At 58.4% G+C, this 23,361-nt stretch carries 20 protein-coding genes and 5 tRNA genes; 23 read left to right on the plus strand and 2 right to left on the minus strand.

What is annotated here, in order from left to right:
• The first annotated feature begins 62 nt into the window (after positions 1–62).
• The 6 genes from rsmA to proC all read left to right on the plus strand — a co-directional run bounded on the left by rsmA (position 63) and on the right by proC (position 4,508).
• On the plus strand, positions 63–923 hold the full coding sequence (gene rsmA / locus DWW73_RS03995; RefSeq protein ID WP_117778816.1) for a 16S rRNA (adenine(1518)-N(6)/adenine(1519)-N(6))-dimethyltransferase RsmA: 861 nt from the start codon (positions 63–65) through the stop codon (positions 921–923).
• Entirely contained in the window at positions 913–1,830 is a 918-nt protein-coding gene (locus tag DWW73_RS04000; RefSeq protein ID WP_117778817.1) for a TatD family hydrolase, read from the plus strand. The genes rsmA and DWW73_RS04000 overlap by 11 nt, the downstream gene beginning before the upstream one ends.
• A gap of 43 nt (positions 1,831–1,873) precedes the next feature.
• A tRNA-Leu gene (locus DWW73_RS04005) sits at positions 1,874–1,960 on the plus strand.
• A 288-nt stretch (positions 1,961–2,248) separates the two neighbouring features.
• The gene (locus DWW73_RS04010) at positions 2,249–3,187 is read left to right on the plus strand and encodes an SPFH domain-containing protein (RefSeq protein ID WP_117778818.1); all 939 of its coding nucleotides are present in this window, start codon (positions 2,249–2,251) and stop codon (positions 3,185–3,187) included.
• A 6-nt stretch (positions 3,188–3,193) separates the two neighbouring features.
• Entirely contained in the window at positions 3,194–3,664 is a 471-nt protein-coding gene (gene rlmH / locus DWW73_RS04015) for a 23S rRNA (pseudouridine(1915)-N(3))-methyltransferase RlmH (protein WP_117563694.1), read from the plus strand.
• 73 nt (positions 3,665–3,737) lie between these two features.
• A complete protein-coding gene (proC, locus tag DWW73_RS04020; RefSeq protein WP_089572672.1) occupies positions 3,738–4,508 on the plus strand; it encodes a pyrroline-5-carboxylate reductase in 771 nt (256 codons plus the stop codon).
• Positions 4,509–4,666: 158 nt separating this feature from the next.
• Here the strand turns inward: proC and DWW73_RS10190 are convergent, their stop codons facing one another.
• Positions 4,667–4,840 (minus strand): DUF6724 family protein, encoded by a 174-nt coding sequence (locus tag DWW73_RS10190; protein WP_168170424.1) that lies wholly within the window; start codon positions 4,838–4,840, stop codon positions 4,667–4,669.
• A gap of 111 nt (positions 4,841–4,951) precedes the next feature.
• Here DWW73_RS10190 and serS point away from each other — a divergent pair, with 111 nt between their 5' ends.
• The 7 genes from serS to DWW73_RS04055 all read left to right on the plus strand — a co-directional run bounded on the left by serS (position 4,952) and on the right by DWW73_RS04055 (position 10,806).
• Positions 4,952–6,235, plus strand: coding sequence for a serine--tRNA ligase (gene serS, locus DWW73_RS04025; protein WP_117563693.1), 1,284 nt, complete (start codon positions 4,952–4,954; stop codon positions 6,233–6,235).
• 173 nt (positions 6,236–6,408) lie between these two features.
• Positions 6,409–6,786: a hypothetical protein gene (locus DWW73_RS04030; protein WP_117778819.1), complete on the plus strand. Its 378-nt coding sequence runs from the start codon at positions 6,409–6,411 to the stop codon at positions 6,784–6,786.
• Positions 6,787–6,863: 77 nt separating this feature from the next.
• Positions 6,864–6,940 (plus strand) — tRNA-Arg (locus DWW73_RS04035).
• 355 nt (positions 6,941–7,295) lie between these two features.
• A tRNA-Arg gene (locus DWW73_RS04040) sits at positions 7,296–7,372 on the plus strand.
• A 189-nt stretch (positions 7,373–7,561) separates the two neighbouring features.
• Positions 7,562–7,638: transfer RNA gene (locus DWW73_RS04045), tRNA-Arg, on the plus strand.
• A 543-nt stretch (positions 7,639–8,181) separates the two neighbouring features.
• Positions 8,182–10,623, plus strand: coding sequence for a lipopolysaccharide assembly protein LapB (locus tag DWW73_RS04050; RefSeq protein ID WP_117778820.1), 2,442 nt, complete (start codon positions 8,182–8,184; stop codon positions 10,621–10,623).
• Between the two features lie 92 nt (positions 10,624–10,715).
• Positions 10,716–10,806, plus strand: a tRNA-Ser gene (locus DWW73_RS04055).
• A 320-nt stretch (positions 10,807–11,126) separates the two neighbouring features.
• Here the strand turns inward: DWW73_RS04055 and DWW73_RS04060 are convergent.
• Positions 11,127–12,467 (minus strand): D-alanyl-D-alanine carboxypeptidase family protein, encoded by a 1,341-nt coding sequence (locus DWW73_RS04060; protein WP_158563778.1) that lies wholly within the window; start codon positions 12,465–12,467, stop codon positions 11,127–11,129.
• Between the two features lie 197 nt (positions 12,468–12,664).
• On the opposite strand from DWW73_RS04060, the gene DWW73_RS04065 reads away from it, so the two are divergent.
• From DWW73_RS04065 to htpG, 10 genes are all read left to right on the plus strand, one after another.
• Complete coding sequence (locus tag DWW73_RS04065; protein ID WP_117778822.1) at positions 12,665–13,360, plus strand: response regulator transcription factor; 696 nt, start codon at positions 12,665–12,667, stop codon at positions 13,358–13,360.
• A 25-nt stretch (positions 13,361–13,385) separates the two neighbouring features.
• Entirely contained in the window at positions 13,386–14,624 is a 1,239-nt protein-coding gene (locus tag DWW73_RS04070; RefSeq protein WP_117778823.1) for a sensor histidine kinase KdpD, read from the plus strand.
• Between the two features lie 103 nt (positions 14,625–14,727).
• Positions 14,728–15,603 (plus strand): phosphate ABC transporter ATP-binding protein PstB, encoded by an 876-nt coding sequence (pstB, locus tag DWW73_RS04075; protein WP_199413461.1) that lies wholly within the window; start codon positions 14,728–14,730, stop codon positions 15,601–15,603.
• A gap of 64 nt (positions 15,604–15,667) precedes the next feature.
• Positions 15,668–16,396 carry a response regulator transcription factor gene (locus tag DWW73_RS04080; RefSeq protein WP_089572665.1) on the plus strand — a complete coding sequence of 243 codons (729 nt, stop codon included), beginning with the start codon at positions 15,668–15,670 and terminating at the stop codon, positions 16,394–16,396.
• 3 nt (positions 16,397–16,399) lie between these two features.
• On the plus strand, positions 16,400–17,824 hold the full coding sequence (locus tag DWW73_RS04085; protein WP_117634258.1) for a cell wall metabolism sensor histidine kinase WalK: 1,425 nt from the start codon (positions 16,400–16,402) through the stop codon (positions 17,822–17,824).
• Positions 17,825–18,019: 195 nt separating this feature from the next.
• Positions 18,020–18,676, plus strand: coding sequence for a YveK family protein (locus DWW73_RS04090; protein ID WP_055250503.1), 657 nt, complete (start codon positions 18,020–18,022; stop codon positions 18,674–18,676).
• A gap of 2 nt (positions 18,677–18,678) precedes the next feature.
• On the plus strand, positions 18,679–19,416 hold the full coding sequence (locus tag DWW73_RS04095) for a CpsD/CapB family tyrosine-protein kinase (protein WP_117583801.1): 738 nt from the start codon (positions 18,679–18,681) through the stop codon (positions 19,414–19,416).
• A gap of 17 nt (positions 19,417–19,433) precedes the next feature.
• Positions 19,434–20,084, plus strand: coding sequence for a tyrosine-protein phosphatase (locus DWW73_RS04100; RefSeq protein ID WP_022094060.1), 651 nt, complete (start codon positions 19,434–19,436; stop codon positions 20,082–20,084).
• Between the two features lie 38 nt (positions 20,085–20,122).
• Positions 20,123–20,623, plus strand: coding sequence for a GNAT family N-acetyltransferase (locus DWW73_RS04105; RefSeq protein ID WP_117563685.1), 501 nt, complete (start codon positions 20,123–20,125; stop codon positions 20,621–20,623).
• A gap of 202 nt (positions 20,624–20,825) precedes the next feature.
• Positions 20,826–22,850 (plus strand): molecular chaperone HtpG, encoded by a 2,025-nt coding sequence (gene htpG / locus DWW73_RS04110; protein WP_117778824.1) that lies wholly within the window; start codon positions 20,826–20,828, stop codon positions 22,848–22,850.
• The last annotated feature ends 511 nt before the right edge of the window (positions 22,851–23,361 follow it).

Below are 23,361 nucleotides of genomic sequence, written 5' to 3' on the forward strand. Positions count from 1 at the left end.
ATGGCCGCCACGGTCCATGCCCTTTTGTTTCAAGACGCCGCCATCATGCTAAGGAGGCAACCATGACAACTTCGCCTTTGGCAAACCCCACGGCCACCAGGGAGCTGCTGGAGGAGTTTGGCCTTGCGACCAAGCATCGCCTGGGCCAGAACTTTCTAATCGACAATCATGTGATCGAGCGTATCTGCGAGCTTGCCGAGCTTGCAGGTGACGAGCGCGTACTCGAGGTGGGTCCGGGTTGTGGAACGTTGACACTTGCGTTACTGCAGGAAGCGGCGTGCGTTACGTCCATTGAGGCCGATCCCGAGCTTGAGCCGGTGCTCGATGCCCACGCCGCCGACTATGCCAACTTCCGCTTTATCATGGGCGATGCGCTCAAGGTGACGCCGGAGCAGATTGAGCAGGCCGCCGGTGGTGAACCCACGGTGTTTGTCGCGAATCTGCCCTATAACGTGGCGGCGACGATCATTCTTCAGTTCTTCCAGACGATGCCCACGCTTAAGCGCGCTGTCGTCATGGTGCAAAAGGAGGTTGCCGATCGCATTGCCGCAGTGCCGGGCAACAAGACCTATGGCGGCTATACGGCAAAGCTCGGCCTGTATGCGCAGGTGACGGGTCGCTTTGAGGTGCCGCCGCGTTGCTTTATGCCGGCGCCGCACGTGGACTCGGCCGTCGTGCGTATCGACCGTGTTGACGGTGTGGTGCCCGAAGAACTCGATCGCGAATTTGTGGCCCGCGTGATTGACGCTGCATTTGCTCAGCGTCGCAAGACCATCCGCAATTCCATGAGCGCCAACGGTTTTGCCAAGGACGTGCTCGATGCCGCCTTTGAGGCTTGCGGTATCGCACCCACCACGCGCGCCGAGACGCTTGATGTTGCCGACTTTGTCCGTCTGGCCCAGGAGCTAATCCATGATGCCTAATGCCGAACGCGTGACGTTTACCAAGAAAAAGAAGACGGTTGCTTGTCCCGTGCCCTTGGCACCGCTTGCTGACACGCATGCGCATCTGCTTTCGTTTTGGGGCAAAGAAGTGCCCGAGACACTCGTGCGCGCCAAAGCCGCGGGCATCGACCTGTTGGTGACGGTCTTCGATCCCATTGCCGATAAGCGCAGCGTGACGGACTATAGCGACTGGCTGACGCGCGAGATTCTGCCGATGCAGGATATCCCGCAGATCAAGTATCTTGCCGGCGTGCATCCGTATGGCGCGCCGGACTATACCGACGACGTTCACGCACAGGTCGTTGCCGCACTCGATGACCCCTTATGCGCCGGTATTGGCGAAATCGGCCTGGACTACCACATGGACTATGACGACGACATTGCGCCGGCACCCCATAACGTGCAGATTGACTGCATGGCGCGCCAGCTCGAGCTTGCCGTGTGCCATAACGTGCCGGTGGAGCTGCATCTGCGTCACGAGGACACGGACCAGGAGCGTACCTCGCACGTGGACGCCTACAACGTGCTTCGTGAGGTGGGCGTGCCCCAGGCCGGTTGTGTGCTGCACTGCTTTGGCGAGGACCGCGCCACGATGGAGCGCTTTGTGGAGCTGGGCTGCTATATCGCCTATGGTGGTGCGGCCACCTTTAAGCGCAACGACGACGTGCGCGAGGCATTTGCGGCAACCCCACTCGATCGAATTTTGTTCGAGACGGATTGCCCGTATATGGCTCCGGAGCCCATCCGCGGTCTTGAATGCGAGCCCGCAATGATCTCCATTACGGCAAACGCGCTGGTTAACGACCGTGTCGATCGCACAGGTGAGGACCCCGAAACAATCGCGCAAGCCGCTTGGGAAAATGCCTGCAAACTTTTTCAAAAATAGTTCTTGCGTTCGCGGTGGCGCTCCGTTATTCTAATTCCTGCACGCGGGCGTGGCGGAATTGGCAGACGCGTACGGTTCAGGTCCGTATGGGGGCAACCCCATGAAGGTTCAAGTCCTTTCGCCCGCACCATTAAATGAAAGAGCTCCCAGCAATGGGAGCTTTTTTGTTATGGGCCCATCGCGGGGACTTGAACCTGCGAAGGAGCGAGCGTAAAGAAAACGCGGAGCGTTTTTAGCGAGTTGACGAGTCCGCCGGCAGGCGGTCGAAGCCGGTGCGGATCCGCGAAGCGGATACGCGGACGTCCTTTCGCCCGCACCATTGATTGAAAGAGCTCCCAGCAATGGGAGCTTTTTTGTTATGCACGATCTCCTTGGACGGGTATCCTAATGCCAACGTGTGCCTATCAGAGGAGAGACCATGCTATTTTCCGGTATCATCGCCGCCCTTACCAGCCTTTTGATTCCCATCATCATCCTGTTGCTGCTGCTCCCCAACGCCTGTTATGTCGTTGAACAGCAGCACGCCGTAATCATCGAGCGCTTGGGTAAGTTCAACCGTATCGTCAACGCGGGCTTCCACATGAAGGTACCCGTGATCGACCGCAAGGCCGCCACGGTGAGTCTGCGCACCATGAAAAACGGTTTTGGCATCGACGTTAAGACCCAGGACAACGTGACCATCGGTCTTGAGGTCTCCGCTCAGTACCACGTGAGCTACGACATGGGCGCCGGCCCGGCAGATTCGGGCATCTACAAGAGCTACTACATGCTGCAGGAGCCCGTCGACCAGATGCGCGACTTCATCACCGACGCCCTGCGCTCCTCCATCCCCGTCTACACACTCGATGAGGTCTTTGCCAAGAAGGATGACATCGCCAAGGATGTCAACGCTACCGTTTCCGAGCAGATGGCCGCCTACGGCTTCACCCTCGTGTCGACGCTCATCACCAAAATCGCACTGCCGACCGAGGTTGAGAACTCCATGAACGACATCAACGCTGCCCAGCGCAAGCGCGCTGCCGCGCAGGAGCTCGCCGAGGCCGACCGCATCAAGCGCGTCACCGAGGCGACCGCCGAGGCCGAGGCTATGGAAAAGGCGGGCGAGGGCATCGCCAACCAGCGCAAGGCCATCGCGCTGGGTATCAAAGATTCGCTCGAGATCATCCAGGAGACGGGTGTCGGCAATGACGAGGCCAACCAACTGTTCATGTTTACGCAGTGGTCCGAGATGATGACGGAGTTCGCTCGCACGGGTAAAACCTCGACGGTCGTGCTGCCGAGCGACTTTTCGCAGTCGGCCTCGATGTTCGAGCAGATGCTGGCCGCCGGCAAAGTTCAAAACGATTCGAAGGAGTAGACGCGCGTGAAATACACCGTCGTTTGCGTCGGTAAGCTCAAGGAGCGCTTTTGGAAGGACGCGTGCGCTGAGTACACCAAGCGCCTAGGTGCCTATGCCAAGGTGGATATCCGCGAGGTGGCCGATATCGACCCGGCTAAGGCGGGCGGCGTGGATGCCGCGCGCGACAAGGAGGGGGCGGCGATTCTTGCCGCCTTGCCATCTCGAGCGCATGTGATCCTGCTGGCTATCGAGGGCAAGGAGCGCTCGAGCGAGGAGTTTTCGGCGAGGCTCGACGATCTTATGCTGCGAGGCAGCAGCGACATTGCCTTTGTAATCGGCGGTTCGGACGGCGTGAGCGATGACGTGCGCGCACGAGCCGACGAGATGCTCAGCTTTGGACGCATTACCTTGCCGCATAACCTGGCGCGTGTGGTGCTGCTGGAGCAGATTTACCGTGCCTGCAAGATCAGTCGTGGCGAGCCGTATCACAAATAGGTCGGCAATACGAAACAATGGCGTGGGACAATACCTTTCGTTTTGAGGAATGTGTCTGAAAGGACTATGCGATATGAAGATTGGATTTGTCGGTTTTGGCAATATGGCGAGCGCTATGGCCGATGGCTGGATCGCTGCCGGTGTAGCTGCGAGCGACATGTGCGCCTGCGCGGGTCGCTACGACGCACTGGTTGAGCGCTGCGAGGCGCGCGGCATGGTCGCCTGCCACGATGCCGCCGAGGTTGTCGCCGCATCCGATATCGTGGTCGCTGCGGTCAAACCGTACATGATCGAGAAGGTATTCGCCCCGCTCAAGGATGCTCTTGCCAAAAAGGTCGTTCTGTCGGTTGCCTGGACCTGGGACAGTGCCAAGTGGGAGCAGGTCCTGCCGGGCGTCGCGCATATCTCGACGGTGCCCAACACGCCGGTTTCGGTGGGCGAGGGCGTCATCGCCTGCGAGAAGGCTTCGACGCTTAACGACGAGCAGCGTGCTGTGGTGCTCGACCTGCTCGGTAAGCTTGGCGCTGTCGTCGAGCTCGACACAAGCCTGCTGTTTGTGGGCGGCACGGTGGGTGGTTGCGCTCCGGCGTTTGTCGCCATGGCAATCGAGGCCCTGGGCGATGCGGCGGTCAAGCACGGTATCCCGCGTGCGGATGCTTATCGCATTGTGAGCCAGATGGTGCTGGGTACGGCAAAGCTGCAGCTTGCAACTGGCCAGCATCCTGCGGCGATGAAGGATGCCGTATGCTCGCCCGGTGGTGCCACCATCAAGGGCGTCGTTGCGCTCGAGGACGCCGGCATGCGCAGCGCCCTGGTCAAGGCAATCGACGCAACCCTCCAGTAAAACCGACCAAAAAAGGGACAGGTTTATGTTGGCAGGTTTTTCCTGCGGTTTTGTCCTTTTAGCGAAAAGTGCCCCGCAACTGGCTCAATTCCAGTTGCGAGGCACTTGCGTTTGCCCAGATAAAACCGACCAAAATAAACCTGTCCCTTTTTGGCAGGTTAGTCCCAGAAGCTGTCTTCTTCGTCCTCGGACTTGGGGCCGCGGTCGACATACATCTTATGGGTGCGCTTCTCCATTACAAAGGCAATAATCGCAAACAGCAGGATGCCGCCGGCGAAAAGGATGGCAAAACCGGTGCGGGTGCCAAACAAAAAGGAAAAAACTGCGTCCATTGGGTGCCTTCTTGCGTAGTTGAGTTGGGTCGTAAACGCTCATAAGTATATACTTGCCCATACATGTACAAGGTTGCAACCTAAATGGAATGTATATCGCCGGAGGATCTAATGCTTGATATCAAGTTTGTTCGCGAGAACCCCGATGCCATCGATGTCGCCATGGCTAACCGCCAGACGTCTTGGGATCGCGAGAAGTTCTTTGAGCTCGACGACGAGCGTCGTGCCGTCATCACCGAGGTCGAGGAACTTCAAGCCACGCGCAATGCCGAGTCCAAGAAGATCGGCGCCCTGATGAAGGAGGGCAAGAAGGACGAGGCCGAGGCCGCCAAAGAGGCCGTGCGCGCCGTCAACGAGAAAATTGACGGTCTGGCCGAGCGCCGCACCGCCCTCGAGCAGGAGCAGTACGACTTCATGGCTCACCTGCCCAACATTCCTTGCGAGGCCACGCCGTACGGCAAGGACGAGGACGAGAACATCGAACGCCGTCGTTGGGGCACCCCGCGCGAGTTCGACTTCGACTTTAAGCCGCACTGGGATCTGGGCACCGACCTCGACATCCTTGACTTCGAGCGCGGCAACAAGCTCTCCGGCAGCCGCTTCACCGTTCTCGGTGGCGCCGGCGCCCGTCTTGAGCGCGCCCTCATCAACTTCTTCCTCGATACGCACACCAGCCGTGGTTTTAAGGAGTGGTGGCCGCCCATCGTCGTCAAGCGTCAGACCATGTTCGGCACGGGCCAGCTGCCCAAGTTCGAGGACGACGCCTATCACGTCTCGGGCGACAACTTCCTGATCCCCACCGCCGAGGTCGTGCTCACCAACCTGCACGCCGGTGAGGTCCTCGACGCCGATACCCTGCCGCGCCGCTACACCGCCTTCACCCCCTGCTTCCGCGAGGAGGCCGGCTCCGCTGGTCGCGATACCCGCGGCATCATTCGCCAGCACGAGTTCGACAAGGTCGAGATGGTCAAGTTTGCCAAGCCGGAGGAGTCCGACAAGGAGCTCGAGAGCATGACCGCCGAGGCCGAGTTCCTGCTGCAGCAGCTGGGTCTTCCGTATCGCGTGATTAGCCTGTGCACCGGCGACCTGGGCTTCTCTGCCCGTCAGACCTACGACGTCGAGGTCTGGCTGCCGAGCTACAACGCCTACAAGGAGATCAGCTCCTGCTCCAACTGCGGTGACTTCCAGGCCCGTCGCGCCAACATCAAGTATCGCGACCCCGAGAACTTCAAGGGTTCGCGCTACCTGCACACCCTTAACGGTTCCGGCCTGCCGGCTGGCCGTACCATGGCTGCCATTCTGGAGAACTACCAGAACGCCGACGGCACCATCACGATCCCCGAGGTCCTGCGTCCCTACATGGGCGGCCTCGAGAAGATCGAGCCGGTCGCGTAACTTGGCTGCATAGGCGATATGCAAGGGCGCTCCTTCGGGGGCGCCCTATTTCGTGCGCAGGTCCATACCATGTCGTGCGGACAGCTCAATAGAAAACACACGAACAACTGTTCTGTATACAGCAATCTACCTGCTATGCTTTTGCTAAATAAGAGCGAGAGAAAGGGGACGCGATGGAGCTGTTTGATGATCGGGTGGTTTTGTTTGAGAGCGACGAGGGCGGAGAGTACCTGCTTGTGACGTGTGAGCCGTCTGGCATGGGTGGCCTGGTGGTTCGACAGACGAGTGAGGGTCCGTTGACCCAATGGTGCTACGAGGAGTCGCCGCATGTGGTTGAGACGTTTGTGGCGCACGAGGGGCTTGTGGCCCTGGAGCATTTCTATGGGGTCCGGACATCTAACCAGGTTGCTCGCATGTTGAGTATCTCGTTTGCCGATTATGATTGTGCCCAGCGGGTGAGATCGCTCCTGAGGGAACTTGATGCTAAGTTTGACGTGATCGAAAAGCCAATCGATCGTACGGGGAATGGCGGTATATGCGGAGCAGCATGACAAGACTGCGTTCCACAAAAAAGTTTGAAATTGTGCTTGACTCCAATAAGCTAAAGTGGTTTTATATGTCTTGCGCTGCGGCGTTACCTCAGCTGGATAGAGGGTCTGACTACGAATCAGAACGTCATAGGTTCGAATCCTATACGCCGCACCAATTGAAATTGAAAGCCTCCGGCAACGGGGGCTTTTCTTTTAGGCGGACGCCGCATGGATTCGAACCTCGGTCGAGGCGCGGGCGTCAAGAAAACGCGGAGCGTTTTTAGCCCGCGGGCGAGTCCGCCGGCAGGCGGGCGAAGCCGGTGCGGATCCGCGAAGCGGATGCGCGGAATCCTATACGCCGCACCAATTGAAATTGAAAGCCTCCGGCAACGGGGGCTTTTCTTTTATGGCAACACCGCATGGATTCGAACCTCGGTCGAGGCACGAACAACTTAATTATCACTCCGTAAAATTTTTTCTAATTGTCGCTTGACCCATCGGGGGCTCGCGTGCATAATAATCCGTGCGTTGCGGCGTTACCTCAGCTGGATAGAGGGTCTGACTACGAATCAGAACGTCATAGGTTCGAATCCTATACGCCGCACCAACTGAACTTTAAAGCCTCCGGTAACGGAGGCTTTTCTTATATGTCGACATACTTGAGGAGTTGCTTTCGCCGTGTTTGAAAGTATCGATTCGATCGACTGCATCAAATGAGTAAAAATCAAATTCGATAACTTTTTTTGAAAAAATGCTTGACCATTATTCAGTCCATGTGCATAATAATCAACAAGTCGCGGCGTTACCTCAGCTGGATAGAGGGTCTGACTACGAATCAGAACGTCATAGGTTCGAATCCTATACGCCGCACCATTTGAGATTAAAGCTCCCGGCAACGGGGGCTTTTCTTTTACGTAAACACTGCATTGATTCGAACCTCGGTCGAGGCGCGGGCGTAAAGAAAACGCGAAGCGTTTTTAGCCCGCGGGCGAGCACGCCGGCAGGCGGGCGAAGCCGGTGCGGATCCGCGCAGCGGATGCGCGGAATCCTATACGCCGCACCATTTGAGATTAAAGCTCCCGGCAACGGGGGCTTTTCTTTTACGTAAACACTGCATTGATTCGAACCTCGGTCGAGGCGCGGGCGTAAAGAAAACGCGAAGCGTTTTTAGCCCGCGGGCGAGCACGCCGGCAGGCGGGCGAAGCCGGTGCGGATCCGCGCAGCGGATGCGCGGAATCCTATACGCCGCACCATTTGAGATTAAAGCTCCCGGCAACGGGGGCTTTTCTTTTGCGTCAGCTTGAGTGCTTTCGTCCAAAGGGACGATTTCCTGTCGACTCGTGTAAGATTCCGAGTAGATGTCGCGACTTATTCGCGACCACTCCTTCTTCAAGCGACCGATCAGGGTGATATTTCGTGGCAGAGCGTCCGACATACAAGCTCAGGTTTCTCGATCCCAAGAAGCGCTTTCCGGCGATGCCCGAGCAGCCTGCGGGACGCTCATATGGCGTAGTCTGGAAACTCTTTGGCGAGGATCAGCATGAATCTTGCTATGTCGTCGAATTCGTTGGCAAAAGTCATGTGTCGCTTTTGGGCTACGTAAGCGTTTCGGGCGAGGTGTACAAGGTGGACCGCCCCGTTAGCGAGACTCCGCTGCCCAACGATCCCGACATGGAACTGGTCCTTGACGAGTCGGACTCCGGTATTGGTGAGATTGTGGTTCGGGGAGCCAACGGCACAATGCGCGCGTGCGCGCGAACCGTCGGCTCTCCCGAAGGCCCCATGCGCGAGCAGTCCGACCACGAGACATGGAATTCGACCCGCTCCCTTCCTTACGGTGAGTTCATGGCATCGATGTTCCTGCGCTACGTGATATTCGCTGACTCCGAAAATACCATTGCGAGCACGGCGGACGCCGACGGACTCGACGAGGGTATGCAAAACGTTGTCGACAAGATCAAGCTCGTAAAGTTGCCCGAGCCGGTCGAGGTGTTTTTGGGCTTTAACACGGCACCGCTCCCTGATGCTATCGAGACGCTGCTTTACCGCATTGACCATGCCGAGAATCCGAGCGGTATCGAGCGCTATGCCGCCGCCCTTATGAGTGAAATTGACTTGCCCCGCTTGCGCACCATCGCCGCTAAGTCCGAGATGAGCCTGGCTCGCATCGATCGCTCAAAGCTTTTCTATCTCAATTTTGATCGCAGCCTGCTGGACCAGGACGAGATTGACATGCTGCTTGCCATCGAGTGCCGTCTTAACCGTCTCTCCGCCATCCTTGAGCACATCGGGGCCGGATTGGTCCCTGCGGCATCCTCGCCGAGCCTTGAGGGCTGCGCGCTCTTTGATGCGTGGCATATCGCCAAGACGACCAACGATGTTCCCCGACTGCTCGATACGGCCTCGAGCGATAACCCGTGGGGCAAACCGGGTACGGTGGCTTGCCAGCCGGGCGGTGAGTGGGATGTGCGTACCCGCTTCGCGCGTATTGTCGAGGCACTTAACGTGGTCACGCGGCTCGACTATACCTATCGGGCAAACGTTGCCGAGGGGATCATGCTCGTTCGGTTTGGGCAGTCTGTCGTTGATGCTATGCCACAACGTGAATACGACGCTCAAGATGACGCCTGGCGCGAGTTGGACGAGGACACGCGCGCGATCTGGGCTGCGGAGCACGATGCGCGCGTGGCGCTCACGCTTGCGGCAGCGTGTTTTGCCGCGGGCACCTGCATCACGCGCTGCTATGTGCAGATTGCTGCTCCCGACAGTGAGCAGGGCGAGTGCGTTGTCGCAACGTATTTCTTTGGGCGCGCGGCCTATCTGGCCGATTGCGTGCCTGTCGCCAAGGATCTTGAGAGCATGGACATGGACGATATGCCGTGCAAGCGTGTGCTTGAGGCATATGAGTCAACCGCTCCGGAGACGATTGAACCTGCGGAGGTTCATGCTCGTCCGCGTGATGACCATCGCATGCTGCCGCGGGCGCTGCGCGATCTACTGCTTGCCGATACGGCTGACGAGCTGGAGGTCATGGAAGAGGACGACGACCCATACGTGGCCCGTGTTGTTGAATTGCGCGAGCAGGCAAAAGTCGACCGTACAGGTGCTTTTGAAGGCTTTTCTCGTCTTGTTGAGGAGTTGGAGGCTAAGTGCGCCGTCGCCGAGCTTTTGGCGACAGGTCCGGCTCAAACGCAGTTTTGCGATAACCAGCTGGTGCGCATGGTGCTACCGGTGTTGGAAGAAGACCGCTCTGTGCGAATCCTTCGTGCGCCCGATGCGCTGTACTTTGCCCAGCACGAGATCTGCAGCTTTTACGCCGAGCAAGAGGACTTTGAACGAGCACTGCCCGAGGTGCGCCATCTTTACGATCTGGCGCGCTCGTCCATGCAGTCGCACTTTGCGCTCATCAACGTGCTTGCGCGTCTGGAGCGCTTTGACGAGATTATCGAGGTGGCGCGCCACGGCCTACGTATTGCCAGCGATCGTTCTGCAATCGGCTACCTGTTCTATCGCTTGGCGTTTGCCTATTGGAATTGCGATCAGCTCGACCTGGCGCTGGCTTGTTACCGTCTGGTGCCGCGCGGCGAGGAGTCGGGCAGCAGCGCGCTGGAAGAAATGCAGGGCCTTATGAACGAGATGGGCGTCAGCGAGCCTCCGACGTTCGAGGAAGCGGTCGAGACCATCCACAAGGCTGGACTAGAGCTGCCGCCAGTGTCCGCCGTGACGAATCAGTTGGCAGATGCCGCTGTGCAACTGGTCGACAACGGTTTCTTTTTCCTGGCGCGCGGTTGTATCTTCCAAATGTGGCGCACCATGGGCAACGACGAGCTCGGCTCCCTCAACCGCTCGCTGGGGTAGGCGAAGCTTTCAAGAAGGAAAGGCTGCTAGGCAATTAGAAAATTTCCTCTTGCTCATCCTTGGCTGTTTGGTTACTATAGAACGGCTGTTACGGAGAGCTGACCGAGAGGCCGAAGGTGCTCGCCTGCTAAGCGAGTATGCCCCAAAAGGGCATCTGGGGTTCGAATCCCCAGCTCTCCGCCAGTATGACTTGAAAGAAGGGTCCCATTTGGGGCCCTTTTTTGTGCGGAGAAAGGAGGCTGGGGATTCGAACCCGAGAGGGCACGGGCGTTAAGCAAACGCGAAAGCGTTTGTAGCCCGTGGGCGAAAAGCCGCCAGGCTTTGAAGCCGGAGGGCATGCGCAGCATGCCCGGACATCCCCAGCTCTCCGCCAGTAAGACTTTAAAGAAGGGTTCCGAAAGGGACCCTTTTTTAGTTGAACCACGTTAGCTGGGGATTCGAACCTCAAAAAAGGAGGCATCCTTTCGGACGCCTCCTTTCAGCGGACTTATTATTCTTGCGCCCTACACCTCGGGCGCCTTGGCGACGGTCTCGCTTTCTGCCGTGAGTGGGCGGTTGTCGATGCGACGGCCCAAGCGATCGAGCTTCACGAGTAGCCATTCAATGGGATTCGGCCCTGCGCCTTCCTCGTCGGCAACTAGGTCCATGACGGCGATCTTGGTGCCGTCCTGCTTGAGCGTGACGCTGCCCACCTTGTCGCCCACATGCACCGTGCCCGAAAGATCGTCGTAGCTAACCTTTTCGGTCACCTCGCCGGCAAGGGAAAACACGGTCGCTTGCGCCGTAGGATCGGCGAGTGTGGCGTCGATCGTCTTATCCGTCCAGTCGGTTTGGCCAATGCGCGCCATAAGCGGGTTGCCGTTGGCAGTCTTTTCCTGCGTGTTGGCGATTGCGACCGTCACCTTGTGACCGTAGTACCAATTGGCAAGGGTTGCGGTATCGGTAAAGCGCTGGTCGGTGGTGGTGGAGTTCAAAACGACGGTGTAGATCTCGTCGCCATCGCGGTTGTAGGCACCCGCAAAGCAGTAGCCCGCGTCGTCGGTGGTGCCGGTCTTGCCACCGATGTTGCCATCTTGGCCCAGCAAATAGTTATGCGTGTCCATGGAATGCGAATGGTCGGTGCCGTCGGCGCCCGTGACCTCGATCCAGGAATCCTCGCTCGCTACGACCTCGCGGATCGTGTCGTTTTTCATGGCCACCTGCATCATCAGCGCCACGTCATGTGCGGTTGAGTGCATGTCGCCGGCCCATTCATCAAAGTCCAGACCGTGTGGGTTCTCAAAGACCGTGCCGGTGCAGCCGAGCTTTTTGGCGCGCTCGTTCATGGCCTTCACAAAGGTTGCCTCGGCGTCTTTGGTCTTAGGGTCGATCTTCTTGCCCACATATTCGGCGAGCACGACGGCGGCGTCGTTGCCCGAGGGAATCATCAGGCCGCGCAGTGCCTGCTCCACGGTAAGCTCGTCACCTTCGAGCAAGCCGGCGGTCGAATTACCCACGGTGGCTGCGGCGTTGCTCACCGTGACCTTCTCGTCCATCTTGCAATTCTCGACGGTTAGGATTGCGGTCATGACCTTGGTGATCGAGGCAATCTTGACCTGCTCATCGGCGCCGCGGGCATAGTAGACGGTGCCGTCTTTGCCCATGACGAGGGCATTGGTCGCATCGATATCGGGCAGGTTTTCGGCCGTGATGCCGCGCGCATCGGCGGTTTTGCCGCAAACATTGTCGGTCGTGAGCGCTTGGGCGCCGGCGACGGTGGGCACGCCAGCGGCAAGGGCGATGGCGCAGACAAAGCCGGCGGCAAGCTGGGCTGAGCGCTTTGCAAAAGAGGTGAGGGACTTCACGGATTTCGCTTTCGACGGGATGGTCTCTTCTGGAACTAGAGTATATCGTTTGCCGGCGTCGGCGATCATCGCGTGCGTGCGTGGCCCACATCCGCGCCTGAACGGGCACAAGGGTGCTTAAGGCCGACTTAATCACCCACGCTTGTTGTGTGTGGCGTGCGTCGCCTCGGGCATAATGGAGCGCGAGAGGAGCACGCATGAACGAGCGCATTTTGGTAGTTGATGACGAGAAGGCCATCGCCGACTTGGTTGGTATCTACCTTACAAAAGAAGGCTTTGACGTACAGGTCGCCTATAGCGGGGCCGATGCTGCCAAGGCAATCTTGGGGCAGGAGTTCGATCTGGCGCTGCTGGATGTCATGCTGCCCGATATCGATGGCTTTGAGCTGCTGCGTACGATCCGTTCCAGCCATACCTATCCCGTGATCATGCTGACGGCGCGCGATGCCCAGCAAGACAAGATCGAGGGCCTTTCGCTTGGCGCGGACGATTACGTGGTTAAGCCGTTCCGTCCGCTGGAGCTCATCGCGCGCGTGCACGCTCAGCTTCGCCGCTACACCAGCTACGGTAGCCGCTCGCAGGCGGCCGAGTCGCCGACCATCCAGCTCGACGGACTGGAGATCAACCGCGATGCTCGTTCCGTAACGGTGGACGGTGCACCGGTGCGCCTCACGCCCATCGAGTATTCCATCTTGCTGTATCTGGTCGAGCATCGCGGCAGCGTGGTAGCCGTGGAGGACCTGTTCCGCGCGGTGTGGAACGAGGATTTTATGCCCGGCTCCAACAATACGGTGATGGTGCACATTCGCCACCTGCGCGAAAAGATTGGCGACGACGCTCAAAAGCCGCGCTTTATCAAAAACGTCTGGGGCGTCGGCTACATAATTGAATAGCGCCTTTGATGGTGGGGAAGTGGATATGACAAAAGACGATAGGCAGGCATTCGAGGTGCCCGATCGACTCTTTGAATACGTACGGGCAGTCGTCGACAACCGTGCACTTGCGACGGTGCTGCTCTTTTTGCTGAGCCTGCTGCTGATTGGCATCGACAACATCGCCGGAATCTTAGCGGTGCTGCTTGTCGGCTTTTTGCTGATCGATCGATTTGAAATCGTACGCCGCTGCGTGGTGATTGGCGGTGCCGCGTGGGCCATGACGTTGGCGATTGGCGCCATGGCACTCGGCGGCATCGAAGGGCCGGTGCTGTTCGATGCCGGCTTTGTATTCAACATGCTTGGCTTTGTGCTGGCGCTTGCCGTGTGCGTGCTGTTCTTTTGCGGCCGCGCCCTGTACTACCAGGGCTATGAGCAAGGCGAGCAGCATGCCGATTGTGTGCTGGCCGCTCGTATTCAAGATCGCCTGATCGATCACCCCGACACCTGGGACAACATCGACGGCGACTTCCTGGAGGTCGAGGGCGCACTCAACCGTGTGCGCGATCGCGAGCGCAAGGTGCAACAGGCCTTGCGTGACGAGTCTCATCGCAAGGACGATCTGGTCACGTACTTGGCACATGACCTACGCACCCCGCTTGCCAGTGTGGTGGGCTATCTTTCGCTGCTTCAAGAGGCTCCTGAGCTGCCGGTTGAGCAACGTGCGCACTTTACGGGCGTGGCGCTCGACAAGGCGCACCGGCTCGATGCGCTCATCGAAGAGTTCTTCGATATCACGCGCTTTGACTTCCACGATATCGTGCTCACGCGCGGCTATGTTGATCTGGGGTTGCTGCTGGCTCAGGTGGCTGACGAGTTCTATCCCATCCTTAACGAGCAGCATAAGGAAGCCCAGGTTGATATTCGCGAGGACCTGACGGTGCTCGTGGATGGCGATAAGATGGCCCGCGTGTTTAACAACATCATGAAAAACGCCGTCGCCTATAGCTATGAGGGCTCGACTATCACGATTGAGGCCAGGCGCCAAGACGATGGCGGCGTGCGCGTGCGCTTTATCAATCAGGGCGATCCTATCCCTGCGGCTAAGCTCAAGGTGATCTTTGAGAAGTTCTATCGCCTGGATGCGGCGCGTGCGACCAATCGCGGTGGTGCCGGTTTGGGCCTTGCTATTGCCAAGGAGATCATCGCGGCACACGGCGGTACCGTTGCATGTGAATCGACGCCCGAACACACGATATTCACCATCGAGCTGCCCGCCGCATAGCTAGCGTGCCCTTACAAACACTTGACAATGTGCTCACGTGCGTATGAGCCGCGATTCCTACTATCGATACTGCTGAATTGATATCGATATGGAGGTGTGCGGTATGACGGCTGCTGCGGCTGTGGAGCCCACGGAGCTTGAAGAACTCATGGAAGCGCAGGCCGAGGCCGCGCATGAGCGCGAGGTTGGGGATGCGACTCGCCCCACGGCAGAGGATCTTGCCGCCTCGCCGACGCGCATCGACGTCGAGGGCCTCGACCTGTTCTACGGCGACCACCATGCGCTCAAGGACGTGAATATCAAGATCCGCGACAAGCAGATCACCTCGTTCATCGGGCCTTCGGGCTGCGGAAAGTCCACGTTGCTGCGCTGCTTTAACCGCATGAACGACGGCATCAAGGATTGCCGCATCGAGGGCAAGATTGCGCTCGATGGTCAAGATATCCTGGGCGATTACGACATCTGCCGCCTTCGCCAGCGCGTGGGCATGGTGTTCCAACGCCCCAACCCATTTCCCATGAGCATCTACGACAACGTCGCCTACGGTCCTCGCGGTATGGGTGTGCGCGACCGCGCCGTGCTCGATGAGCTGGTCGAGGACTCCCTGCGTCGCGCTGCCCTGTGGGACGAGGTCAAGGACAAGCTCAAAGAGTCGGGCCTGGGTCTTTCGGGTGGACAGCAGCAGCGCCTGTGCATCGCCCGCGCACTTGCCGTGCAGCCCGACATTCTGCTGATGGACGAGCCGACCTCGGCGCTCGACCCCGTGTCGACGCTGGTGGTGGAGCAGCTTGCCTGCGAGCTCAAGGAGATCTGCACGTTGGTGGTCGTTACGCACAATATGCAGCAGGCGGCGCGCATCTCCGACTCGGTCGCGTTTTTCTTGCTGGGCGAGCTGGTGGAGCACGCGCCCACCGCTCAGCTCTTCAAAAAACCGACCGATTCGCGCACAGCGGATTATTTGACGGGACGTTTTGGCTGATACCATCTCGTAAAGGTACCTTTAGGGTTAAGATGCGGTCATGCCGGCCGCAAAGGGGTTCAACATGATCTACTACGTCGAGGACGATGACAACATCAGGGATTTGACGGTCTATGCGCTGCGCAAGCAGGGAATCGAGGCCGAGGGCTTTTCGTGCGATGGCGAGTTTAAGGCTGCCGTGGCGCGACGGGTGCCCGATGCTGTGCTGCTCGATATCATGCTGCCCGACACCGATGGCCTGGCGATTATGCGTCGCCTGCGTGCCGATCGCCTGACGGCGACGGTGCCCATCATGATGCTTACCGCCAAGGACACTGAGCTCGACAAGGTGATGGCGCTCGATGGCGGTGCCGACGATTACCTGACTAAGCCGTTTTCGCTCATGGAGCTTGCGAGCCGCTGCCGCGCACTGCTGCGTCGCGGCGGCATGGTCAAGCAGGCGAGCGATGTGCTCAGCGTAGGCGACATCGTGCTTTCGCCCAGCCATCGCGAGGTGACCGTTGCCGGCGAGCCGCTTAAGCTCACCCTGCGCGAGTTCGACCTGCTCGAGTACCTCATGCGCAAGCCCGGCGTGGTCTTTACCCGCGAGTCGTTGCTGCAGAGCGTGTGGGGCTGGGACTTCGACGGCGGTTCGCGCACCGTTGACGTGCACGTGCAGACGCTTCGCCAAAAACTGGGCGAGCATGCCAGCGCCATCGAGACCGTGCGCGGCGTGGGTTATCGCCTGGCCGAGCCTTCTGCCGGTGATGGTGCCGAAGGCGACGACACCGCGGCCACCGCATCGGAGGAGTAACCCGTGGTCTTCGCCCCCCAGGGAAAACATACGCTGTCGCACCGCGTTTTTGTGACGATCTTTGTCTGCGCCATGGCGGTTATCGTGGCGTTTACGGTGCTGGGTGCGTTCTTTGTGCAAAACACTTTGGCGGATGCCACGAGTGCCAATCTGGCGCAGGAAACCGAGCTCATTGCTGCCGCCCTCGACGAGCAGCAGGAGCCCATCCCGTTCTTGCGTAGCCTCGATCGCGAGGACTTGCGCATCACGCTGATTAACAAAGATGGATCGGTTGCCTACGACAACGAGGCGTCGCCTTCCACACTGCCCAACCATGGCGATCGCCCCGAGGTCATCGAGGCCTTTGAGAGTGGTTCGGGTTCCGCGGAGCGCGCAAGCTCTACACTCGACGAGATTATGCTGTATCGCGCCGTCACCCTTGATAACGGCCAGGTCGTTCGCTTGGCGCAGGCCCAGCCTGGCGTTGCGGCGATTTTGCTGTCGATGCTGGCGCCGATGCTGCTTATCGCAGCAGCGGGTGCAGTACTCTCGTTTTTTATGGCGCGCCGTGAGTCCCGTGCCATCATCGCGCCGTTGCAAGAGGTGGATTTGGATCACCCACGCCGTAGCTATGAGCACGCCTATGCCGAGATGGTCCCCATGCTTGAGCGCATCGAGTCGCAGCGCCAGGAACTCAAGCGCCAAATGGCGGTGCTAGCGGACAACGACCGTATGCGCCGCGAGTTCACGGCGAATATCACCCATGAGCTCAAGACGCCGCTTACGGCGATTTCGGGCTATGCCGAGCTCATCGCAAATGGCATGGTCGAGGGCGAGGACGACCTGCGCAACTTTGGCGGTCGCATCTATCGTGAGGCGGGCCGCTTGGCAGCGCTTGTCAACGACATCCTTACGCTGTCTAACTTGGACGAGGCCGAACGTGCAACTGAAGGCGAGGCAGTGCCCATTGGGTCCACGGAGCCTATTGAGCTCTCGCGTGCGATCTACGCTGTTGAGCAGCGTCTTGAACAGGTTGCCCGTCAGGCGAATGTGACGATAAGTCATGAGACCAAGCCTGTGGTCATCGAAGGCGTGTCGCGCTTGGTCGACGAGCTCATCTATAATCTGGCAAGCAACGCCATCCGCTACAATCGGCCCGGCGGTACGGTTACGCTGCAGTGCGGCACCAACGACGAAGGCCATCCGTTCCTCGCTGTCGCCGACACGGGAATCGGTATCGCGCCTGAAGAACAGGGCAAGGTATTTGAGCGGTTCTATCGCGTGGACAAGAGTAGGTCCAAGGCACGCGGCGGAACCGGCCTGGGGCTTGCCATTGTCAAGCATGCGGCCCTGTATCATCACGCCACGCTTGATCTGTCGAGCGAGTTGGGCGTGGGAACCACCATTACGGTGACGTTTCCCATACAGCAGGACGAGCCATTCGCATAGCGATACAACACAGATATTGATGTAGACGCCGCATTTGACTTTCGGGTGCGGCGTTGTTGTGCAATTTTACGATTGCTTCCGACATTTTTACAGGAGAGCCTGTTTCTTATGTATAGAGTTTGGTCTCGGTAAAAAGATGCGATAACATACGGACAGTTTTGTCAATCCGAACTGGGGAAATGAAAGGCAAGCTGCATGACCCTTCTCGAACTGTTCCAGCTGCTGAAGAAGCACCTCAAGCTGGTCATCACCCTTCCGGTGGTCTGCGCGATCGCCATGGGCATCGTGTCCTTCGTTGCGATGGACAACACCTATACCGCGACGACGAGCATGTACATTCTCGCCAAGACCGACGATAGCGGTCAGATGAGCTACAACGATCTCTCGGCGAGCCAGATGCTTTCCAACGATATCGCCACGCTGCTGGATAGCGATAGCGTTAAGAGCGGCGCCGCCAAAGAACTGGGCCTTACCGATCTGGATGACTACAAGGTGTCTGTTTCCTCCGAGACCACCACGCGTGTCATTACGCTTTCGGTTACCGGCACCGATGCCAAGGAGACGGCTGAGGTCGCAAAGGCCATTGCCAGCTCGGTGAGTACGGTCGCTCAGAACGTCGGCGCTGCCCAGAGCATCAACGTTATCGACGAGGCTAAGACCCCCGAAGCCCCCAGCGGCCCCAAGCGCACGCTGTATATTGCCGTCGCGTTCCTCGCCGGTATCTTTATCGCAGTTGCCTATGTCGTTTTGGCAGACATGCTCAATACCCGCATCCGCGGTGCCGAAGAGGCAGAAGAGCTCCTGGGTATTCCCGTTGTTGGCCGAATTCCGGCTATGAAAGGTGGTAAATAGGCATGGCTAAGGCAAAGAACACCGATAAGCTCGTTGTGCAGAATGCCGCCAAGACCCTTCTGGCCAACATCCGCTTTGCGAGCGTGGATGACCCCATTCGCACCATCACCGTTACCTCCTCGATTCCCAACGAGGGCAAGTCTACGGTTTCCATTAACCTTGCTCAGGCAATCGCCACGAGCGGCAAGAGTGTCCTGCTGGTCGAGGCTGATATGCGTCGCAGGTCCCTTGCCGATATGCTCGGCGTCCGCTCCCGCGGCGGACTCTATGCAGTCCTGTCCGAGCAGGTTTCTATCGACCAGGCGATTGTCGAGACGGGTCAGAAGAACTTCTACTTCCTCGATGCCGAGCCGCACATTCCCAATCCTGCCGACATCATCGTCTCCCATCGCTTTGCCAAGCTGGTAAAGGCACTGTCCGCCAAGTTCCAGTACGTCATCTTCGATGCTCCCCCGGTCGGCACCTTCATCGATGCTGCCGAGATTGCCAGCCTGACCGACGGCGCGCTGTTCGTGGTGCGCGAGAACTTTACCAAGCGCGAAGAGGCGCTCAACGCCATCGGTCAGCTTAAGAAGTCCGAGAAGGTCAAGCTCATCGGTACCGTCATGAATTACTGTGAGACCGAGACCAGCGAGTACTACTATTCTTACTACACCAAGGACGGTAAGAAGGTTAAGAAGGGCTCCGACAATCAGGGGACTTCCAAAAAGGGCATCTTCACCAACCGAGCAAACGTTTAGTTGATTAAGGCTGACCTATGCGTGACATTCATTGCCATATCTTGCCGGGTGTAGACGACGGCGCCGCCGATCTCGATGAGAGCTTGGCGATGCTCGAGGCTGCCAAGCGGGCCGGTGTAACCAGAATCGTTTGCACTCCTCACTGCCGTGATCCCTATTTTGATTACGACAAGATGTGGGATGCCTTTGAGCTGCTGCGTGATAACGCTGACGGTTTTCCGCTCCAGATGGGCTTCGAGGTCAACCATCGAAAGCTCGTTGAGCTTGGTATCGATGCCGCGGAGCACCTGCATTTCGATGGGACCAACGAGTTTCTGCTCGAGCTTTCGACGCATGCCGATGCGTATGCGTTTAGAGAGTACGAGAACACGATTTACGATTTGCAGTGCCGTGGCTACCAGGTGATCATCGCTCATCCTGAGCGCTATCGTGCGGTTCAAAAGGATGTAAGCGTGGCGGAGCGCCTGGTCGATATGGGCTGCAAGCTGCAAGCTTCGGCGGACTTTATTGCCGGCGGTCGCTTTGGTCGCGAGAAAAAGCCGGCACAGCGCCTGTTCGATCAGAACCTGTACAGCTTCATCGCGAGCGATGCCCATAACGTGGGTCATTACGATTGCCTGGCGAAGGCTCGCGCGAAGTTTAGCGTGCGCGGAGCTCATTTTCGCTAAAATCTGTCCCTAACGTTCGCATTGAATGAAAGGGCAGCATGGATATCCAACTTAAGACGGGATGCTTTGATGACGCGGCGTTGGTGCGCCGCGTCGTTTTTATGGACGAGCAGGGCTACGAGAATGAGTTCGACGCTATCGACGAGGATCCGAACTGCATTCATGTGACGCTCTATGTAGACGGCGAGCTTGCCGGTTGCTCGCGCGTGTTTCCCGAAGAGCTTGAGCGCGCGGCTGACGCAGGGGCTCCGGTGTCGCCGGCGTGCGACTTGGACGAAGGCGTCGCGGCGGGGGAGACCTACATTATGGGGCGCGTGGCTGTGCTGCCGAGCATGCGCCGTCGCGGTCTGGCGAGCAAGATTGTCGAGGCCAGTGATACGTGCGCGCGTGATGCCGGCGCCAAGCTCATTAAGCTGCATGCGCAGGAATACGTGCTGCCGCTCTATGCCAAGGCGGGCTACACGCAGATTGCCCCGGTGGACTACGAAGACGAGGGCCAGCCCCATGCTTGGATGGCCAAGCGCGTAGATGGCAGATAGGGACGTTCCTTTCCTGCCGGCAGTCGGGGACACTCCTTGGCAATTGGCGTATCAGAGCGTTTGGACATACAGTTTTTCGATTCCGTATGTATATATGCGCGCTAATGGGTTATAAAATCTAAGTCTGGACATAGCAGGTCTGCGATGCGGCTCGGGCAACCGGGCCGTTTTTGCGGACGGGGGTAGCGCGAAAGGACTGCACATGCGTCAATTTAAGACCGAGAGCAAAAAACTGCTCGACCTCATGATCAACTCCATCTACACCAATAAGGAAATCTTCCTGCGCGAGCTTATCTCTAATGCGAGTGACGCCGTCGACAAGCTCAACTTTAAGAGCCTGCAGGACCCGAGTGTCAAGCTCGACCAGGGCGACCTGGCTATTCGCGTCTCTTTTGATAAAGACGCCCGCACCATTACCATCTCGGATAACGGCATTGGCATGACCGCCGAGGAGCTCGAGCGCAATCTGGGCACCATCGCCCATTCCGGCTCCGAGGAGTTTAAGACCGAGAACGCCGAGCAACAGGGCTCCGATGTCGACATCATCGGCCAGTTTGGCGTGGGCTTCTACTCCGCCTTTATGGTTGCCAGCCACGTGAAGGTCGTCAGCCGCGCTTATGGCGAGGACACCGCTCACGTGTGGGAGTCTGATGGTCTTGAGGGTTACACCATCGAAGACGGCGAGCGCGCCGAGCACGGCACCGATGTCATCCTGACGCTGCGCGAGAACGAGAAGCTCGACGCCGACGGCGAGGCCGAGACCTACGATCGCTTCCTGACCGAGTGGGGCCTCAAGAGCCTGATTCAGCAGTACAGCAACTATGTGCGCTACCCGATTCAGATGATGGTGAGCAAGAGCCGCCAGAAACCCAAGCCCGAGGACGCCGGCGACGACTACAAGCCCGAGTACGAGGACTACCAGGAGCTCGAGACCATCAACTCCATGACGCCGATCTGGAAAAAGCGCAGCTCCGACGTTGAGCAGAAGGATTACAACGAGTTCTACAAGTCCACGTTCCACGACTTTGACGATCCCGCGCGCACTATCAGCTTCCATGCCGAGGGCACGCTCGAGTACGACGCCCTGCTGTTTGTGCCGGGCCGCGCCCCGTTCGATCTGTACAGCAAGGACTACGAGAAGGGCCTGGCGCTCTACAGCTCCAACGTGCTGATTATGGAGAAGTGCGACGACCTGCTGCCCGACTACTACAACTTTGTCCGTGGCGTCGTGGATTCCGCCGACGTGTCGCTCAACATCTCGCGCGAGACGCTGCAGCAGAACCGTCAGCTCAAGGCTATCGCCAAGCGTGTGGAAAAGAAGATTACCGCCGACCTTGAGGACATGCGCGACAACGACCGTGAGGCATACGAGAAGTTCTTTGAGAACTTTGGCCGCGGTCTTAAGTACGGCATCTACTCGAGCTATGGCATGAAGGCCGATGAGCTCGCCGACCTGCTACTGTTCTGGTCTGCCAAGGAGCAGAAGATGATTACCCTGGCCGAGTATGCCAAGGGCATGCCCGAGGATCAGAAGGCCATCTACTACGCCGCCGGCGACTCGCGTGAGCGCTTGGCCAAGATGCCCGTCGTGAAGGGCGTGCTCGACCGCGGCTACGATGTACTGCTGCTGACGCAGGACGTGGATGAGTTCACCTTCCAGGCCATGCGTGAGTACGTGGCTGCCGATATGCCCAAGGTCTACGAGGATGACGCTGCTCGCGAGGCTGCCGAGAAGGCAGTTGCCGATGGTGCCGAGCCCGAGATCGGGGATCGTCACCTGGAGCTTAAGAACGTCGCGACCGGCGATCTTGACATGGCGACCGATGACGAGAAGAAGGAGGCCGAGGACGCCACCAAGGAAAACGAGGACCTCTTTAGCGCTATGAAGGAGGCACTCGGTGACAAGGTCGAGAAAGTTGCCGTCTCCGCGCGCCTGACCGATGCCCCCGCTTGCATCACCACCGAGGGTCCGCTTTCGCTCGAGATGGAGAAGGTGCTCCAGAAGGGGCCCGAGGGCGCGCCCGACGGCATGCCCAAGAGCCAGCGCGTTCTCGAGCTCAACGCCAAGCACCCGGTCTTTGACAAGCTTGTCGCTGCCCAGAAGGCAGGTGACGCCGACAAGATCAAGCAGTACTCCGGCCTGCTCTACGATCAGGCCCTGCTGGTCGAGGGCATCCTCCCCGAGGACCCCGTTGCCTTCGCGGCGGCTGTTTGCGAACTTATGTAGTTTGGTAGTTACGCGGTTCTACGAACCGCGTAACTACTCGACGCTGCCCTTCGTTCCGCCGTTCTAACGAACCTATTGGTTCCGTCGTTCTAACGAACGACGGACCGGTCGACGCTGCAAACGCCCCTAAGCGGCAATCTGACGTTCAATCGTCGGTCGCGTACCAAAGTACGCTTCCCTCCTCTTTCACGTCACCTTGCTCGCTCAGGGGCGTTTTCGCTGACTTATGCTCAACCTGCGACGCTTTCGTGGCCCTAAGTAGTCATCGGGGACGTTCTTGTTTGACTAGTCGTTTAAGAACATTCCCAATGACTATTCGGATTGCTAATTTGTGCGGGCTGTGGTTTTGTGACCTGCTGAAATTAAAGATACTGTACAACTGTACACTAACTCATCTTCGTAGTATATTGCTACCCGCAAAACTCAGCACCATTGTGCCGCGAGGCACTAAAGCGCCTACGTACAATGGTTGTCGATAGTACGATTCGATTCAACGACAGGATGGATGGTC

It is taken from the genome of Collinsella sp. AF16-8 (assembly GCF_003462695.1).
Lineage (GTDB): Bacteria > Actinomycetota > Coriobacteriia > Coriobacteriales > Coriobacteriaceae > Collinsella.